We start from the raw sequence: 16,729 nt of genomic DNA, 5'->3' as shown, positions 1-16,729 counted from the left end.
TCAGGCGACGATCAATATGCCGGTGATCAGCGAAATCAGGATGACGACGAGGACGATGAAGATCAGTACGCGGGCAATCCCGGCAGAAAGACCCGCCACGCCGCGAAAGCCGAGAAGGCTGGCGACTGCCGCGATGATCAGCAATATCAGGATCCACTCAAGCATTGTATTTCCTTTCGGCGCTTTTCTTGACGTAAGTTGAAACAAAAACGGCGATGTAAGCCGAAAGTTCCCGCCCTGTCGGCGGCGTGTTGGCCTGCTGTTGGGAGGAGGGCCGAAAAGTCCGATAATTTCACAAAAGCTTCACGGGCGTGCCGTTTCCGTGGTGACAAGCCATGATAGAAACGGGTTTTATCAAATTCGCGGGGATATTGCTTGAGTCTGCACTTTCGCGGACGCCCTGCCGGAAGGAAACACGCGGGACATGCCATCAGAGAAGAAGCTGGCTGGGGAGACGGACATGATCGAAGCCCGCCAGCAATATGCCGCCCTTTGCTACAGGCTGACCCGAAGCAAGAAAAAAACCGCGATCGAGGTGCTGCTGATCACCAGCCGCGACACGGGCCGCTGGGTCACGCCCAAGGGCTGGCCGATGGCCAACAAGGCCCCGCACGAGGTTGCCGCCCAGGAGGCCTTCGAGGAGGCCGGCATCAAGGGCAAGGTCGCCGAGAAGCCTCTCGGAAATTATTCCTATCTGAAACGGCTCGACAACGGCACGTCCGTGCCCTGCGTCGTCGATCTCTACCCCTTGCGCGTGCGCAAGACCAAATCAAAATACCCCGAGGCCGACGAGCGAACCCGCAAATGGACGACGCCGGAGGAAGCGGCCGAACTTGTGCATGAAAGCGAGCTGAAGACGCTGCTGATCGAACTCATCAACCTGCTCGACGGGTAGAGGGCCGCATGCCATTCTGATTGGCGCTGAAATCCGATAGGCTTCGCGGCGAGAGCATTCGAATCGCGGGAGCCATCATGCGCGCCAATTATCGCCTGCAGCGCCTCTATGTCGACGCCGGCCTTGCCGCCGGAGAGGCCTTCGAGGCTGACAGGAACCAGTTTCATTATCTTGCCCATGTCATCCGCGCCGAGGAAGGCGCCGAGCTTCTGCTGTTCAACGGGCGCGATGGCGAATGGCTGGCGCGGATATCCTATCCGACCCGCAAGAAAATCATGCTTCACCCCGTGGAACAGACCCGGCCGCAGCCGCCCCTGGCGGACCTGACCTATCTGTTCGCGCCGCTGAAGGTCGGACGGATGGACTATATGGTGCAAAAGGCGGTCGAGATGGGCGCGGGCCGCATCCAGCCGGTGATGACCCAGCACGTTCAGGGCAAGCCCGGCAAGAGCGACCGGCTCGCGGCCAACATCATCGAGGCCGCCGAACAATGCGGCGTTCTCGCCGTTCCCGAACTTCTGGAACCGGTGAAGCTTGCCGACCTTCTGGAGAAGTGGGAGCCCGGGCGGCGGCTGATTTTCTGCGACGAGGCGGACGCGCATCAAAACCCCGTGAGCGCGCTCCGGCAGGTGCGCGAAGGAAAGCTCGCGCTGCTGATCGGGCCCGAGGGCGGGTTTTCGGACGAGGAGCGGGCGATGCTGCGGTCGCTTCCTTTCGTCACGCCCATTCCGCTCGGGCCGCGCATCCTCAGGGCGGACACGGCAGCCGTCGCCGCCCTTTCGGTGATCCAGGCGACAATCGGCGACTGGAAATAAAGCCGACCGCTTGCGGAGCCTGTCGCGGTCCCGTGCATTTATCCATTATTCAAGGAAATTGACTTGATCGCCCGGACAAACCGGGCCAATAGCGATGGAAAACCCGGCCCCGACCGGCAGACGATATCGAGGAACTTCCATGGCCCGTGACACTTCCGACGCCACGCCGATCACCGACACGGCGGAACTTGCCGCCTATCTGGAGGCCGGCTGCAAGCCCGAGGCGGATTTCCGCATCGGCACAGAGCATGAGAAGTTTCCCTTCTTCAAGGCGGACAATTCCCCCGTGCCCTATGAGGGCGAGCGCTCGATCTCGGCCATTCTTCAGGGCATGAAGGCCAAGCTCGGCTGGGACGCGATCATGGACGGCGAGAACATCATCGGTCTTGCCGAACCCGCCGGCATGGGCGCGATTTCTCTGGAGCCGGGCGGCCAGTTCGAGCTTTCCGGCGCGCCGCTTCAGACACTGCACGAGACCTGCCGGGAATCGAACCGGCATCTGGCGGTGCTGCGCTCGGTGGCAGAACCGATGGGCATCGGCTTTCTCGGCGTCGGCGGCAGCCCGAAATGGACGCTCGCCGAAACGCCGCGCATGCCGAAATCGCGCTACGGCATCATGAGCAACTACATGCCGAAGGTCGGCAGCCAGGGCCTCGACATGATGTACCGAACCTGCACGATCCAGGTGAATATCGATTTCTCCTCCGAGGCCGACATGCGCCGGAAGATGGCGCTGTCACAGAAGCTGCAGCCGCTGGCCACCGCGCTTTTCGCTTCCTCGCCCTTTACCGAGGGCAAGCCGAACGGGCTTCTCTCCTGGCGTGGCGATATCTGGCGCGACACCGACAATAACCGTGCCGGCCTGCTCGACTGTGCCTTCGAGCCCGGGTTCGGCTTCGAACGCTACGTGGAATGGGCGCTCGACGTGCCGATGTATTTCATCATTCGCGACGGGCGTTACCGCGACTGCACCAACATCACCTTCCGCCAGTTCATGGCCGGCGCGCTGAAGGGCGAGGTCGAGGAATGGCAGCCGACCATGGGCGACTGGACCAACCATCTGTCGACGCTGTTTCCCGATGTGCGGCTGAAGCGCTTTCTGGAAATGCGCGGCGCTGACGGCGGCACCTGGCGACGCATCTGCGCGCTGCCCTCCTTCTGGGTCGGCCTGCTCTATGATGCCGGCGCGATGGATGCCGCCGAACAGTTGACCGCCGACTGGTCGGTCGCCGACATCCACCGCCTGCGCGACGAGGTGCCGCGGCTTGCGCTGAAGGCCGAGATCGGCGGGCGGCCGCTGCTTGACGTCGGCCGCGAGGCGATCGAGATCGCACGCTCGGGTCTCAAGGCCCGCAACAATCTGAATGCCAGCGGTCAGAGCGAAGCGGTCTTCCTGATGACGCTCGACGAGATCATGGCCAAGAAGGCGACCTTCGCCGAGGACCTTCTGGCGCTCTATCATGGTCGCTGGAACGGTTCGGTCGACCCGCTGTTCGCCGAATTCCAGTATTGAGGCCGGAAACCCGAAAAATCACCGGAAGATTTTTCGACGTTCCGGGTCTATAGTTTTCGCTTCACGCGGAGGCTTGGCGATGGCTGTCACAGGTATTGGCGGTTTCTTCTTTCGTGCGCGCGAGCCGGAGGCGCTTCGCGCCTGGTATGTGAAACATCTCGGCGTCGGGTCGGCGCCCTACGGGATCTGGGAGACGATGGCCGGTCCTTCGGTGTTCGCGCCCTTTCCGGCCGATACCGACTATTTTCCTGAAGACCGCGGCTTTATGCTCAACCTGCGGGTCGATGACCTCGAGGGCCTCTGCGCCAGCCTGCGGGCGGCCGGCATCGCGGTGATCACCAATCCGGAATGGGACATGCCGGGCGTCGGCCGCTTTGCCCGCATCCACGATCCCGAAGGCAATCCGCTCGAGCTCTGGCAGCCGGACGAGGGCGGATGAGGCCGGCACAAAAAAAGCCCGGAAACCAATGTTTCCGGGCAAAATGCAGAGTGAAGGCTGAACCACCCTGCGGGGAAAATGACGCTTTTCTTCGGGCCGCGGTTGGGACAACGGCCGTCAAACCAACGCCAAAACTTGAGGAAAGCCAGGATTTCGGAACCCCGGTGCACAAATCCCGCCGCCGGCGCCAAACAAGGCGTCATGCTCTTTCAGCCCGGCGACAGGGTTCGTCAGATCACCATGCGCTGCGAACGGTTGCAGGCGGCCCGCTTCAGGTCCACCATCGGGTTTTCCCGGATCGAGCTCATATAAGCCTGTTCCACATCGGTGCGCGTCAGGCCGATGTCTTTCAGCAGCGCATCGTCCATATCAGCCATGTAGCGAATGGCCGAACGGTTCTTCGTAAAGCGCGAAAGCGCAGCGCGCAGGGCGGCGAGGCCCGCCAAAAGGGAGTGGGGCCGGTGCGCCAGGGCCCGGCTGTCAGACGCTCTTTCCATCAACGACATCGTCGCCTCCTTCGGTCGGGCCGCCGGACGCGGCCCGTTTGAACTGATCCCGGAAACAATCCCCTCAGCGCGGTATCGCGCGCGATTGTCGCCGGCCTTTGACGAACAAACCGGAATTTTCGCCCCACAGCCACCCGAAACATGCAACTGGCTTTTCTGTCGGCAAACGGATTGTCCGTCTCGTTGCTTGACAAAATGGCGATTCCTTATTGATCAGTCCAACGAATGTTTTTAATATCAAACATCAATAGACTTGATAGGTGGTTTCATGGTTGCGCCTTTGGATATCGATCAGCTTCAGACGTTCGTCGCCATCGTCGACAATGGCTCTTTCACCCGCGCCGCCGAACAGGTGTTCAAGACCCAGTCGGCGGTTTCCATGCAGATGCGCCGGCTTGAGGACCGGATCGGCAAGCAGCTCTTCACCAAGGACGGTCGCGGCGTGCGGCTGACGGATGAGGGCGACAAGCTTTTGAACTACGCCCGGAGGATCATTCGCCTCAACAACGAGGCGATCGCCGCCTTTGACGACAATCGTCTCGAGGGCTCGATCCGCATCGGCACGCCGGATGACTATGCCGACCGCTACATGCCGGACATCATCAACCGGTTCGCCAAGTCCCATCCCAATGTCGAGCTCTACATCGTCTGCGAGGATTCCAACGATCTCGTGGAGCGGCTGAAGCAGGGCGAACTCGATATGGCGCTGGTCACCCACAATCCGCGCACGCGTGACTCGGAAGTGGTGCGCACCGAACCCTTGTGCTGGGTGGCGTCCGCCAACCACGCGCTGCCGGTCGACCGGCCGGTGCCGCTTGCCGTCGGACGGCGAGATTGCCGCTGGCGACAGCTTGCCATTGCAGCGCTGGAGGGCGTCGACCGAGACTATCGCGTGTTGTTTACCAGCTGGTCGGCAACGGTGGTGGCGTCGGCCGTTCTTGCCGGCATGGCGATCTCGATCCTGCCGGAATCGGCGCTGCGCAACGGCATGCGCGTGCTGACCCAGGCTGACGGCTTCCCGCCGCTGCCGCCGGTGCAGATCGGCCTGATGAAGCGGCCCGGCGCCTCCGCCTCGCTGACGACGGCGCTCTCCAACCACATTATCGCCTCGCTCGACAATATCAGCGCCGTCGAGATCGCGCCGGGCTTCGAGATAGACGGCAAGGCGCTGTCGCGTTCGCAGCGGCTGAAGCCGGCCCATGTTGCGGCAAGCTGGTAGGCTTGTCCCGTCACGCGGAGAACGAACAGGGGCCGGCGCGTCATGCGCCGGCCTTTTATCGTCTCGGGCCAAAAAGCCCGTTGTTTCTCCAGCGGGAAGTCAGGCGAACGCCGTGCCGCCTTCAAGGGCAGCCATCTCGGCCTTCGCATCCGCTCCGGCCGCAATGCGAATTGGCATGGCCGGATCGGTCGCCGCCTGCAGGACCGCCTCTGCGACATCGCCTGGATGCGTCACCAGATCCGCCGGGACATCGGCCCATTGCCGGAAGACGCCGTCGGCAATCTCCTGATAGGCTTCAGGAATGTTCATGCCCTCGGGCGAAAGCGCGGCCGCGTTCCTGCCGAAATCGGTGGCCGGAGCTCGCCCGGGCAGCACGATCCGCACGTCAATGCCGAAGGGCGCAAGCTCCAGCGCCAGGCACTCGGAAAAGGCGTTCACGGCCGCCTTGCTGGCCGTATAGACCGCAAGAAGATGCAGCGGCCGGATCGTGACAGAGGACGTGACATTGACGATCATGCCGGACTTGCGGGCGCGAAACTGCGGCAGAAAGGCCTGGGTCAGCGCCATCACGCCGATCGTATTCGTCTCGAAAATCTTGCGGATGACCTCGACAGACGTGCCTTCCAGGGCGTTGAGCCAGCCGATGCCGGCATTGTTGACGAGGACATCGATCGGCCCTGCGGCTTCGACCGCGGCGGCAATGCTGTCCGGGTCCGTCACGTCGAGCGGCAGAATTTTCAGGTTGTCGGATGCGGGAAGCAGCGCGGCGTCCGGTTTACGCATCGTGGCGATCACCCTGAAGCCGCGATCGAGAAAGGTTTTTGCGGTTTCAAGGCCGAAGCCGGATGAGCAGCCGGTGATGAGAACGGTTTTCATGGGAACTCCTTTGCGCGGCGCGACAGGCGCGGATGCGCCCGCTGCCGGCTGAACTGAATGGGTGAAAACGACAGGCACGAAACGCCGTGCCGACAATGCCAATATAGACAGGGGCGCCCGGACGCACCATAATGGAGCATCGCGTTCACATCATTGAAAGTCCGGTTTTGACTGATCCGCTCGCCGATATCGTCTCATTCCTGCAACCGCGCGCGCCCTATTCCAAATGGGTCACCGGCGCGGGGCCGTGGCGCGTCCGCCGAGACCAGACCGGCCAGGTGTTCTATGGCCTGGTGCTGGAGGGCGCGATCCGGTTCCAGGCCGATGGCCGCGATCCCGTCGAACTCGCGGCGGGCGATTTCGTGCTGGTGCCGTCCTCCTTCGGCTTCACCACCACCAGCGCGGACGCGGCGCCGGAAGCCGGAGTGGTGACGACGCCGGTTCATCTCGGCAATGGCGCGCTCAGGGTCGGACGGGCTGAGGGGCCGGCCGACTGCCAGTATCTCGTCGGCCATTGCGTCTTCGGATCGCCGGATGCGGCACTGCTGGTTGCGCTGCTGCCGGAAACCGTGGTCGTGCGCCGCGACGAACGGCTCGCCGCGCTCGCCAGGCTGGTGCGCGACGAAACGCTGTCGAAGCGTCCGGCGCGCGATGTCGTGCTCGAACGCTTGCTGGAAGTGCTGTTCATCGAGGCGTTGAGGTCGACGGCGGCTTCCGATTCCGCGCCCGGCCTCTTGCGCGGTCTCGCCGACCAGATGCTCGCCGAGTCGATCCGGGCGATGCATCGCGACCCCGCCTGCGCCTGGACGGTGGACGCGCTTGCCGATCTGGCGGCCCTGTCGCGCTCCTCCTTCTTCGCCCGCTTCAGCCGCACCATGGGCGTGCCGCCGATGGAATATCTCTACCGCTGGCGGATGATCCTCGCAAAGGACATGCTCAAGCGCGGCCAGTTGCCGGTGGCCGCCATCGCGGAACGGGTCGGCTATGGCTCGTCCAGCGCCTTCAGCCTCGCCTTCACCCGCCATACCGGCCTTGCGCCCGCCCATTTCGCGCGGGCGGAGATCAAGGCGGCGGCGGAATGAAATCGCTTCAGCCCTGAGCCGTCGGCCGGATGACGATATCGCCGATATCGACATCGGCCGGCTGGGCAATCGCGAACAGGATCGACCGGGCGATGGCTTCCGGAGAAATTGCCATGTCCATGCCGCTTGCGACCTGTTCTCTCAGTTTCTGATCAGGAATGGCATCGCCGAATTCGGTGCGGACATAGCCGGGCGAGATGCCGGTAACGCGCAGATCGGGTCCCGCTTCCTGCCGCAGGCCCTCATGCAGGGTGCGTACGGCATTCTTGGTGGCGGCGTAGACCGCCATTCCGGGCACCACCCGCAGCCCCGCAACGGATATCACGCTGATGAAGTGCCCGGCCGACTGGCGGCGGAAGACGGGCAGCGTTGCCGCGATGCCATAGAGCGCGCCCTTGAAATTGACGTCCACCATCGCCTCCCAGTCGGCGACGCGCAGATCGTCGAGGCCGGAGATCGGCCCGACGCCGGCATTGCCGATGAACACGTCGAGCCGGCCGAACGTCTCCGTCGCGCGATCAACGAGGCGCTGCACGGAGGCGCGGTCGGTCACGTCGGTTTCGTGCGCAATGGCGGTTCCGCCGGCGGCCTCGATTTCGGCGGCAAGCGTCTCCAGCCGCTCGGCGCGGCGGGCGCCGAGAACCAGGCGCGCGCCGGCTTCCGCCAGCGTCACGGCCGTGGCGCGGCCGATGCCGCTGCTGGCGCCGGTGATCGCGATGACCTTGTCCTTCACATTTTCCATGGATGATCTCCTTTTCTGCTGAAGGAGATATCGCGCGGCTTCCGTTCGTTCTATAGTGTTTCGTCCATATTATTGTAGCGAACGTTCATCTCATGACCGACACACTCACGACGCTCTTCAACCTGCTCGACCTGCGCAGTGCCCGCTGCACCCGCTTTGAGGCGGGCGGCGACTGGTCGCTGCGGTTTCCTGAAAAGAGCGCGATCAAGTTTGCTGCCGTCCTCAAGGGGACCTGCTTCATGCTGCATGGCGACAGGCCGCCGATACGCCTGCGCGCCGGCGATGTGTTCCTGCTGTCGCAATATCCGTCCTACGTGCTTGCAAGCGATCCGGCCCTTCCGCCGGAGGATGGCGCGCGCGTTATCGACTGGACACAGTCCGATACCGGCCGTTATGGCGGTGACGAGGTGGTAATGATCGGCGGGGCGTATCGCGCCAGCCCCCTGCACGCGCATCTTCTGGGTGACGCCCTGCCGCCGCTGATGCTGATCCCCGCGCAAGCGCCGTCCGCCGCCCAGATCAGCCGGACGCTGCAGAGCCTGGAGAGCGAATTCACCCGCACCGATATCGGCGCGGAGATGATGCGGCGACATCTGACCGACATGCTGCTGGTGCAGATGCTGCGGGCGATCTCCGCCCGCGAGGGCGAGACCACCGCGGTCCCTGGCCAGAGCAACTGGATCGGCGCGTTGACCGACAGGCGTCTTGGCGCGGCGCTGGACGCGATCCACGCGAACCCGGAGCGGAACTGGACGGTCGCCGCGCTGGCGGGCATCGCCGGCATGTCGCGCACGGCGTTTTCGCAGGGGTTCCGCAAGGCGATCGGCCGCGCCCCGATCGATTATGTCCTGCGCTGGCGCATGCAGGTTGCCGAAGACCTCATCCACCGCGGCAGAAGCGTCTCGGAGGTGGCAGGCCTGCTCGGCTACGGCTCGCAAAGCGCCTTCGGCGTCGCCTTCAAGCGAATCAAGGGCCGCTCACCGCGTGCAGCACTGCGTGGGCAGGCTGCCAGGCGCGCATAAGAAAAGGCCGACACACTCGGCGTCGGCCTTCATGCGTTTTTTCAAAGGCCTCTCTTATTCAGCCGCGTCCGGGGTTCCCGGCGTCGAGATCGCATTGGCCTCGTAGCCGTGGGCTTCCTTCAGCGCGGCGCGCACGCCGGCTTCGTAGTCCGGATGGACCTGCTTGAACAGGGCGAGCTGCCGTTCGATGATCTCGCCCGGGACGCCGCCCATGGCGGCCGCCACATTGTCGAACAGGCGTGATTTCTGGCCATCGTCGAAGAGTTCGAACAGCGCGCGCGGCTGGCTGAAATCATCATTGCCCTCGCGGTGGTTGAACCGGCTCATGTCGCCTTCGATCGCCAGCGGCGGTTCCATGGCCGACCTGTCCTCGACCGCGCCGCCCATGCTGTTCGGCTCGTAATAGGCGTCGGTCGCGCCGGTCTTCTGGCCAAAAAAGTTCATCTGGCCATCCTTGTGGTAGTGATGGACCGGACATTTCGGCGCGTTGACCGGCAGCGCCTCGTAATGGGTGCCGAGGCGATAGCGATGGGCGTCGGCATAGGAGAAGATGCGGGCCTGCAGCATCTTGTCCGGCGAATGCGAGATGCCGGGCACGATGTTGGAGGGCGAGAACGCCGCCTGTTCTATTTCGGCGAAGTAATTGTCGGCGTTGCGGTTCAACTCCATCACGCCGATATCGATCGGCGGATAGTCGCCATGCGGCCAGACCTTGGTGAGGTCGAAGGGGTTGTAGGGCGTCTTGTCGGCGTCCGCCTCCGGCATGATCTGAACCTGCACCTTCCAGCGCGGATAATCGCCGTTCTCGACCTTGTCGAAGAGCGCTTCCTGATAGGTCTCGCGGCTCTTGCCGATCAGCTTTTCGGCCTCGTCATTGGTGTAGTGCTTGTGGCCCTGCTCGGTCTTGAAGTGGAACTTGACCCAGAACCGTTCGCCGGCATCGTTCCAGAGCGAATAGGTGTGCGAGCCGTAGCCGTTCATGAAGGTCGGGTCGACAGGAATGCCGCGATCCGACATCAGGATCGTCACCTGATGCAGGCTTTCCGGCGACAGCGACCAGAAATCCCACATCGCCTTCGGCGAGCGCAGATTGGTGCGCGGATGGCGCTTTTGCGTGTGGATGAAATCCGGGAACTTGTAGGGGTCGCGGACGAAGAATACCGGCGTGTTGTTGCCGACGAGATCCCAGTTGCCATCCTCGGTGTAGAATTTCAGCGCGAAGCCGCGCACGTCGCGCTCGGCGTCCGCCGCGCCCAGTTCGCCGGCAACGGTGGAGAAGCGGGCGAGCATCGGCGTTTCCGCGCCCGGCTGGAGACACCTGGCCTTGGTATATTTCGAGATGTCGCCGGTAATCTTCAGCGTGCCAAACGCGCCCCAGCCCTTGGCGTGGACGACGCGCTCCGGAATGCGTTCACGGTTCTGGTGGGCCAGCTTTTCAATGAGCTGGTAGTCCTGGATCATCACCCCGCCGCGCGGGCCGGCAGTCATCGAGTTCTGGTTGTCCGGCAGGGCGGCACCCGCCGTCGTGGTCAATGTCGGTTTCTTGTCGGTCATGGTTTCCTCCTTCTTTTCGCCTGTTTTCCTGGCTGTCTTCCGGCCGCCTGAGGGGCCTTTTCCGGTGGCGCGCCGGACGTCTCTGGTCTTGAGCGAAATCTTCGCACCGCGGTGAAATAATTTCCAATTGTGATTTCCGTATTATTCGATAAGTATTTCCTATGGTCACACTGAGACAACTTCGCTATTTCGAGGCGCTGGCCCGCGAGGGCCATTTCGGCCGGGCCGCCGCCGCCGTTCATGTCAGCCAGCCGGCGCTCTCCGCCCAGATCATGGAAATGGAGGCGGATCTCGGCGCGCGCCTTGTCGAACGTGGCCGGAAGCAGATCCTTTTGACGCGGGAGGGCAGGCGGGTGCTTGCCCATGCCGGCACGGTGCTTTCCGCCATGGCCGAGCTGGAGCGCGCTGCAAGGCCATCGGCCGCGCCGCTTTCCGGCCCGTTTTCCATCGGTCTGATCCCGACGGTGGCGCCTTATCTCATCCCGAGGCTCGTGCCCTATCTGAACGCGCGGTTTCCCGACGCGGAGATCGCGCTCAAGGAGGCGGTGACCGACCGCCTGCTTGACGATCTCGAGGAGGGCGCGCTGGATGCGGTTGTTGCCGCCCTGCCGCTGGAGCGCGACGGGCTTTTGGCGCAGAAACTGTTCGACGACCGGTTCTTCATGGCTGTGGCGCGCAACAACACCACCATTCTGGCTTCGCCCTTGACGGAGGCCAGTATCGTTCCGGACCGGCTGCTTCTGCTGGAAGAGGGGCATTGCCTGCGCGACCAGGCGCTGGCGCTTTGCGCGCGCACGCCGCGCCGGTCGATCGTCAATGTCGGGGCAACCTCGATGACGACGCTTTTGCAGATGGTGGCGAACGACATGGGCATGACGCTGATCCCCGAAATGGCGATCCCGGCGGAGACCGCGCGCACCGCGCTTACGATCCTGCCCTTCGCTGAGCCGGTGCCGTCGCGCGCCATCGGCCTTGCCTGGCGACGGTCGGACAAGCGCACGGATGATTTTTCCGCGCTCACCGAAGCCGTGATCGCCTGCCGAACGGATCGGGACGGCTGATTTTTCGATAAAGGTCGGGATTTCTGTCATCGCCTTGTCGGCGGTCATAGCTATTTTGCCGAAGACACGGCATGATTGCGGGCACATGTGCCGGGCGCCGGCGCAAGAGATGACGAGAGGGACATCATGATGGATAGAACAATTCGGTTGGCCGCGGCGGCCGTTCTGGCGCTGTTGCCGGCAACGGCACTGGCCGACGACGATCTCATGGTGTTCGGCGGCGACACGTATGTGAGCGGCCAGACCGCCAATCTGGACACCGACAGCGGCCGCAGCGCCTTCGTCTCCGGTTTTTCCGCCTCCATTGACGCGGCGGTGACCAAGGACGCCCATATCGCCGGCGGCCATGTCAGCGTTGACGCGCCGGTTTCCGGCGATCTCTACGCGGCAGGCTTCTGGATCGCGATCGACGGGCCGGTCGGCGGCGACCTTTCAGCCTCCGGCTATTCGGTCTCGCTCGAAAAGAACGCCACGATCGGCGGCAACAGCCGGATCGCCGCCCGCACGATCGAGATTGACGCCGACCTTGCCGGTAGCCTGCTGGCGGTTGCGCAGGACATCACCATCAATACCGAGATCACCGGCGACGTGATGCTGGCCGTCGACAACCTGACCTTCGGACCGAACGCGAAGATCGACGGCCTTCTCTCCTATGTGGGGCCGCAGGACATCGAGATTCCCGAAAGCGTGATTTCGGCCGATCGCGTCACGCATCGGCGCATCGCCGGCGCGGCGCTTTCGTCGCTGGCGCAGATGACGGCAGCGGGCGAGGCGCTTCACGACCTGCGCGAAAACGGCGCGGTGCGCACGGCAGCCGAAATCGCGGCCGGAAAGGAAGTGGTCAAGGTCGCCGGAGAAAAGACCTTCGGTCATGACGATGACAACGTCTGGGCGCTGCTTGCAGGTTTCCTCGTCACGCTGATCGCTTATGTCATCGTCGCTGCGATCTTCTTCAACTTCGCGCCGGCGCGCACCGAGACGATCAGGGTGCGGCTGATGGCGAAGCCCTTTGCTTCGCTCTGCTATGGCTTTTTGGCGCTGTCCATGCTGGTTGGCGCGGTGCCGGTGGCCGCCATCACCATCGTCGGTATCGTTCTCATCCCCTTCGTTATCCTGCTGATTGTCGCGGCGTGCATATTGTCCTACCTGGTTGCTGCCTACGCCTTCGCCTGGGGCATCCTGTCGAAGATCAAGCCGATCTCGCCGTCGCTGACAAACAAGCTGCTGGCGACCGCGGCGGGCATCGTGCTTCTGTCGCTCACGCATTACCTCTGGTTCTTCGGCTGGATCATCAATCTCGCCGTGGTGCTGATCGGCCTCGGCGCCATCGCCGCTGTCTGCGGCAAGGGCATGATGGCGCGCCGCGAGGAGAGCGGGAACGTGCCTGTTTCTCCGGCAGCGGTGGAGGACAAGCCGGCCGACGGTTCGCCGGCGAGCGACGCATCCTTCGACCCGAAGATATAGAGCCCTTCAGGCTTGAATGGAAGCGTTCTGCGGCTATGCCCTGCGCCAGGGCCAAGGGCTTTGGCGCCGGGTTTGAAACAGCGGGGTCCGGCTTGCCAAGGGCCTCGCGCCGGTCTTTTCTGACTGCATCGACGAATCAGGACGGATGGAGAGCGCAATGACCGAGATAGCCGGCCTCATCGAAGGCGAGGACGGGCGCAGGCGTTGCGCCTGGCATGGCAACCTGCCGGACTATCTCAGATATCACGATGAGGAATGGGGCCGGCCGGTCACCGACGATTTCCGGCTGTTCGAGAAGATCTGCCTGGAAGGCTTCCAGTCGGGGCTGTCCTGGCTGACGATCCTGAGGAAGCGCGAGAATTTCCGCGTGGCCTTTGACGGCTTCGACTATCACAGGATCGCCCGTTACAGTGAGGCCGATGTCGAGCGTCTTCTCGGCAATGCCGGGATCATCCGCCATCGCGGCAAGATCGAGGCGACGATCAACAACGCCGCCCTCGCGATCGAAATGGAGCGTGAATTCGGTTCGCTCGCAGCCTGGTTCTGGGCGCGCGAGCCGGGGGTGGCGGAACGTCCCGCCGTTGTCGATCTCGACACGCTGATGGCCAACCCGACCACGCCGGCTTCCGTCAGGATTTCCAAGGAATTGAAGAAACGCGGCTGGAAATTTGTCGGCCCGACCACGGTCTATGCCTTCATGCAGGCCATGGGCCTCGTCAACGACCATATCGAGGGCTGCTGCTGCCGGGGCGCGGTGGAAAGGCTGAGGGCGGAGCTGGTCCGCCCGGCGCTCCCATCACATTAGCCGATCTGCAGCGCGAAGATCAGGCCGAGCGCGATGGCCGTCAGAACGCCGATGGAGAGGATCGCGGTGGCGATCACCCGACCGCCGGCGCGGCCGAGCGAGCGGATGTCGACCGAGAGGCCCAGCGCCGCCATGGCGAGCACGGTCAGCGCGTTCGAGGTATGGGCGAGCGGCTGGACGAGCCCTTCCGGAATGGCGCCGGCAGACCGCAGCGCCATCATCAAGGCAAAGCCGATGATGAACCACGGCGCGATATGCTTCAGCTTCACCTTGGCGCCGGTGCCGGATGAGGCGGCGCGCGCGGTCATGCCGAGCGCGAAAAGCACCGGGCCGAGCATCATCACCCGGATGAGCTTGACCAGCGTGCCGGTCTGCACCGCGATCACACCCCCCGGCTGGGCGGCGGCGAGCACCTGCGGCACGGCATAGACGGTGAGGCCGGAGAGCACGCCATATTGCGGCGCGGTCAAGCCCAGGCCGACCAGCGCAAGGGGCAGCGCCAGCACCATGATGACGCCGAGAACGGCGGTAAAGGCGATGGCCGAGGCGATATCCTCCGGCTCCGCGTCGATGACCGGGGCGGCAGCCGCGATCGCCGAATTGCCGCAGATGGAATTGCCGCAGGCAACCAGCGTGGCGAGCTTGTGCTTCAGCCCGAGGCCGCGACCGATGCCATAGGAAATGGCAATCGCCGCAATCACGGTGAAGACGATGCCGAGCACCAGCGCCGGGCCGGCGGCTTTCAGCGCCTGAACGCTGATCGAGGCGCCGAGCAGCACGATCGCCACTTCCAGCACGAATTTCTCGCAGAAGCGAATGCCGGCATTGAAGGCCGCCGGCAGATAGACGAGCGAGCGGATGGCCGTGCCGATGAGGATGGCGAGCACCAGGTTTTCGATGAAACGATGTTCGGTCAGGCGCACCTCGGCCGCTTCCAGCCCAAAGGCCGCCAGCGCGACGATCGAGGACAGCAATATCCCGGGGGCCAGCGAAATGAAGCGTCCGGTCCAGGGATGGGTTTGTTCGGTTTCGACGGCGATGCGCATGGTGGGGATCCTGTGTTGCGCAAAGCATGACATGCTCAAATATCGCCTTCCATCGAATAATAATTGACGTTTTGTTCGATTAAAGAGAATGTTCTGCCATGATGACCCTTGAACAATTGGTGGTGTTCGTGGCGGTTGCCGAGCGCGAGCACCTGACGCGGGCGGCCGAAGCGCTGCATCTGACGCCATCCGCCGTTTCCAGCGCCATTCGCAAGCTTGAGGATTTCTATTCCGTCACGCTGTTCGATCGCGTCGGACGCGGCATCGCGCTGACGGCGGAGGGCAGGGCCTTCCTAGAAGAGGCGCGGGCGACCCTTGCGCGCGTTCGCTCTGCCGAGCGCGTGCTGGGCGAACTTGGCGGGCTGGAGCGCGGGGCGCTCTCGGTCTTCGCCAGCCAGACGATTGCCAGCTACTGGCTGCCGCAGGTGCTGATGCGTTTTCACGCGCGCTATCCCGGCATCGCGTTGCAGCTTTCGATCGGCAACACCATGGCAGTCGCCGAGGCTGTCGCCGGCGGCGAGGCGGAGCTTGGCTATATCGAGGGCACGCTCGACAATCCGCTGCTGGCCAAGCGCCACCTCACCGACGACGCGCTGATGGTGGTGGTCGCGCCCACCCACCCGCTGGCGGACGGGCGGCCGGTGACGCCCGGCGAGCTTGCCCGGCAGGTGGCCTTCGTGCTGCGCGAGGAGGGCTCCGGCACCCGCTTTGAATTTGAACACGCCATGGCCGATTTCGGCATTGCGCCCGAAGACCTCAACGTGGTGATGGTGCTGCCCTCGAACGAAGCGGTGCTGTCGGCCGTGCGCTCCGGCCATGCGGCGACGGCGATTTCCGGCGCGGTTGCCGACCCGTGGCTCGCGTCGGGCGGGCTGAAGCGTGTCAATTTCGACCTGCCGTCGCGCGCCTTTCAGCTTTTGCGCCACAGGGAACGGCATCTCAGCAAGGCCGCGAGCGAGCTTGTGGCCTTCTCGCTTGATGCCTGAGCCGGTCAGTCGATGCTGACGGCGAGAACGCGGGAGATTTCGGTGAGCGAGCGACCGGACTGAACGCGCCACGCGTTAAACGCTGTCTGAACCGCCGCCATGGACGATTTCGACGAGGGCGGCTTGTCGACGACGCCCTCGGCGATCAGTCGGTTGATGACACTTGAGGACAGAACAAAACTGTCGATGCCGGAAAAGCGCAGGAAATATTGCCCGGTATTGCCGCCGAGCCGGGTGCCGCGCTTTTTCAGGGCGTCCAGAAGACCGACATAATCCTCCACCGGCCAGCCGGCGAAAAATGCGCCCGCCGAACCGTGCTCTTCCGCAAGCGACGCGATGAAACGGGCGTTTTCCTGCACGGCGCGGATCTTCTGGCCGTGGCGGACGATGCGGGTGTCGGAGACCAGCCGCTCGAAATCCTCGTCATGCAGCATCAGGCAGTGGCCGATATCAAAGCCCTCGAAGGCCGCCTCGAACCCCGGCCACATGGCATCGACGACCTTCCAGTTGAAGCCGGCGTTGAAGATGCAACGGGTCATCATCGAGAGGTAGCGGTCATCGGGCCGGTCGCGGATTTCCTTCGCCGGGGCAGGGCGTTGAAGCGCCGCCTCCACCGCCTCCGCGCCGCCTTTCCGCTGCGCCGCGATGGCGTAGATTTCATCAAAGGAATGCATGTCGTCGCCCCTCCGGTTTCCTTGCCGGCA

Annotated in this window: 18 protein-coding genes; 11 read left to right on the top strand and 7 right to left on the bottom strand. The window is 63.7% G+C overall.

Features of this window, described 5'->3' with window-relative positions; all coding sequences use genetic code 11:
• Nucleotides 1-165 carry a DUF1328 family protein gene (locus FF124_RS07485; protein ID WP_024708223.1) on the bottom strand — a complete coding sequence of 55 codons (165 nt, stop codon included), beginning with the start codon at nucleotides 163-165 and terminating at the stop codon, nucleotides 1-3.
• Nucleotides 166-424: 259 nt separating this feature from the next.
• On the opposite strand from FF124_RS07485, the gene FF124_RS07480 reads away from it, so the two are divergent.
• The 4 genes from FF124_RS07480 (at nucleotide 425) to FF124_RS07465 (ending at nucleotide 3,662) form a co-directional block, all read left to right on the top strand.
• The gene (locus FF124_RS07480; protein WP_246072285.1) at nucleotides 425-895 is read left to right on the top strand and encodes an NUDIX hydrolase; all 471 of its coding nucleotides are present in this window, start codon (nucleotides 425-427) and stop codon (nucleotides 893-895) included.
• A gap of 77 nt (nucleotides 896-972) precedes the next feature.
• Entirely contained in the window at nucleotides 973-1,710 is a 738-nt protein-coding gene (locus FF124_RS07475) for a 16S rRNA (uracil(1498)-N(3))-methyltransferase (RefSeq protein WP_138747880.1), read from the top strand.
• A 139-nt stretch (nucleotides 1,711-1,849) separates the two neighbouring features.
• Nucleotides 1,850-3,223, top strand: coding sequence for a glutamate--cysteine ligase (locus FF124_RS07470; RefSeq protein WP_138747879.1), 1,374 nt, complete (start codon nucleotides 1,850-1,852; stop codon nucleotides 3,221-3,223).
• A gap of 79 nt (nucleotides 3,224-3,302) precedes the next feature.
• Nucleotides 3,303-3,662: a VOC family protein gene (locus tag FF124_RS07465; protein ID WP_138747878.1), complete on the top strand. Its 360-nt coding sequence runs from the start codon at nucleotides 3,303-3,305 to the stop codon at nucleotides 3,660-3,662.
• A gap of 230 nt (nucleotides 3,663-3,892) precedes the next feature.
• Here the strand turns inward: FF124_RS07465 and FF124_RS07460 are convergent, their stop codons facing one another.
• The gene (locus FF124_RS07460; protein WP_138747877.1) at nucleotides 3,893-4,168 is read right to left on the bottom strand and encodes a YjiS-like domain-containing protein; all 276 of its coding nucleotides are present in this window, start codon (nucleotides 4,166-4,168) and stop codon (nucleotides 3,893-3,895) included.
• A 268-nt stretch (nucleotides 4,169-4,436) separates the two neighbouring features.
• On the opposite strand from FF124_RS07460, the gene FF124_RS07455 reads away from it, so the two are divergent.
• A complete protein-coding gene (locus FF124_RS07455; protein ID WP_138747876.1) occupies nucleotides 4,437-5,387 on the top strand; it encodes a LysR substrate-binding domain-containing protein in 951 nt (316 codons plus the stop codon).
• 99 nt (nucleotides 5,388-5,486) lie between these two features.
• Here the strand turns inward: FF124_RS07455 and FF124_RS07450 are convergent, their stop codons facing one another.
• Nucleotides 5,487-6,263: an SDR family oxidoreductase gene (locus tag FF124_RS07450; RefSeq protein ID WP_138747875.1), complete on the bottom strand. Its 777-nt coding sequence runs from the start codon at nucleotides 6,261-6,263 to the stop codon at nucleotides 5,487-5,489.
• Nucleotides 6,264-6,430: 167 nt separating this feature from the next.
• Here FF124_RS07450 and FF124_RS07445 point away from each other — a divergent pair, with 167 nt between their 5' ends.
• Nucleotides 6,431-7,345: an AraC family transcriptional regulator gene (locus FF124_RS07445; RefSeq protein WP_138748186.1), complete on the top strand. Its 915-nt coding sequence runs from the start codon at nucleotides 6,431-6,433 to the stop codon at nucleotides 7,343-7,345.
• A gap of 7 nt (nucleotides 7,346-7,352) precedes the next feature.
• On the opposite strand, the gene FF124_RS07440 is transcribed toward FF124_RS07445, so the two are convergent.
• On the bottom strand, nucleotides 7,353-8,087 hold the full coding sequence (locus tag FF124_RS07440; protein ID WP_138747874.1) for an SDR family oxidoreductase: 735 nt from the start codon (nucleotides 8,085-8,087) through the stop codon (nucleotides 7,353-7,355).
• Nucleotides 8,088-8,179: 92 nt separating this feature from the next.
• Between FF124_RS07440 and FF124_RS07435 the strand changes: the two genes are divergently transcribed.
• The gene (locus tag FF124_RS07435; protein ID WP_138747873.1) at nucleotides 8,180-9,109 is read left to right on the top strand and encodes an AraC family transcriptional regulator; all 930 of its coding nucleotides are present in this window, start codon (nucleotides 8,180-8,182) and stop codon (nucleotides 9,107-9,109) included.
• A gap of 54 nt (nucleotides 9,110-9,163) precedes the next feature.
• Here the strand turns inward: FF124_RS07435 and katA are convergent, their stop codons facing one another.
• Nucleotides 9,164-10,663, bottom strand: a complete 1,500-nt coding sequence (gene katA, locus FF124_RS07430; protein ID WP_138747872.1) for a catalase KatA — start codon at nucleotides 10,661-10,663, stop codon at nucleotides 9,164-9,166.
• Between the two features lie 161 nt (nucleotides 10,664-10,824).
• Here katA and FF124_RS07425 point away from each other — a divergent pair, with 161 nt between their 5' ends.
• The 3 genes from FF124_RS07425 to FF124_RS07415 all read left to right on the top strand — a co-directional run bounded on the left by FF124_RS07425 (nucleotide 10,825) and on the right by FF124_RS07415 (nucleotide 13,993).
• A complete protein-coding gene (locus FF124_RS07425; RefSeq protein ID WP_138747871.1) occupies nucleotides 10,825-11,724 on the top strand; it encodes a hydrogen peroxide-inducible genes activator in 900 nt (299 codons plus the stop codon).
• A 129-nt stretch (nucleotides 11,725-11,853) separates the two neighbouring features.
• Nucleotides 11,854-13,188: a DUF8173 domain-containing protein gene (locus FF124_RS07420; protein ID WP_187326856.1), complete on the top strand. Its 1,335-nt coding sequence runs from the start codon at nucleotides 11,854-11,856 to the stop codon at nucleotides 13,186-13,188.
• Between the two features lie 157 nt (nucleotides 13,189-13,345).
• Nucleotides 13,346-13,993, top strand: a complete 648-nt coding sequence (locus tag FF124_RS07415) for a DNA-3-methyladenine glycosylase I (RefSeq protein ID WP_187326855.1) — start codon at nucleotides 13,346-13,348, stop codon at nucleotides 13,991-13,993.
• Here FF124_RS07415 and FF124_RS07410 read toward each other — a convergent pair.
• Nucleotides 13,990-15,039, bottom strand: a complete 1,050-nt coding sequence (locus tag FF124_RS07410) for a YeiH family protein (RefSeq protein WP_138747868.1) — start codon at nucleotides 15,037-15,039, stop codon at nucleotides 13,990-13,992. The two genes, FF124_RS07415 and FF124_RS07410, sit on opposite strands and share 4 nt — an antisense overlap.
• Nucleotides 15,040-15,140: 101 nt before the next feature.
• Here FF124_RS07410 and FF124_RS07405 point away from each other — a divergent pair, with 101 nt between their 5' ends.
• Nucleotides 15,141-16,025 carry a LysR family transcriptional regulator gene (locus tag FF124_RS07405; protein WP_138748185.1) on the top strand — a complete coding sequence of 295 codons (885 nt, stop codon included), beginning with the start codon at nucleotides 15,141-15,143 and terminating at the stop codon, nucleotides 16,023-16,025.
• A 5-nt stretch (nucleotides 16,026-16,030) separates the two neighbouring features.
• On the opposite strand, the gene FF124_RS07400 is transcribed toward FF124_RS07405, so the two are convergent.
• Complete coding sequence (locus FF124_RS07400) at nucleotides 16,031-16,699, bottom strand: DNA-3-methyladenine glycosylase I (RefSeq protein WP_138747867.1); 669 nt, start codon at nucleotides 16,697-16,699, stop codon at nucleotides 16,031-16,033.
• Nucleotides 16,700-16,729: the final 30 nt, after the last annotated feature.

It is taken from the genome of Martelella lutilitoris (assembly GCF_005924265.1).
In the GTDB taxonomy this organism is placed as follows: domain Bacteria; phylum Pseudomonadota; class Alphaproteobacteria; order Rhizobiales; family Rhizobiaceae; genus Martelella; species Martelella lutilitoris.
The sequence above is the reverse complement of the archived record's forward strand: the minus strand, read 5'-3'. Positions and strand labels throughout refer to the sequence as shown.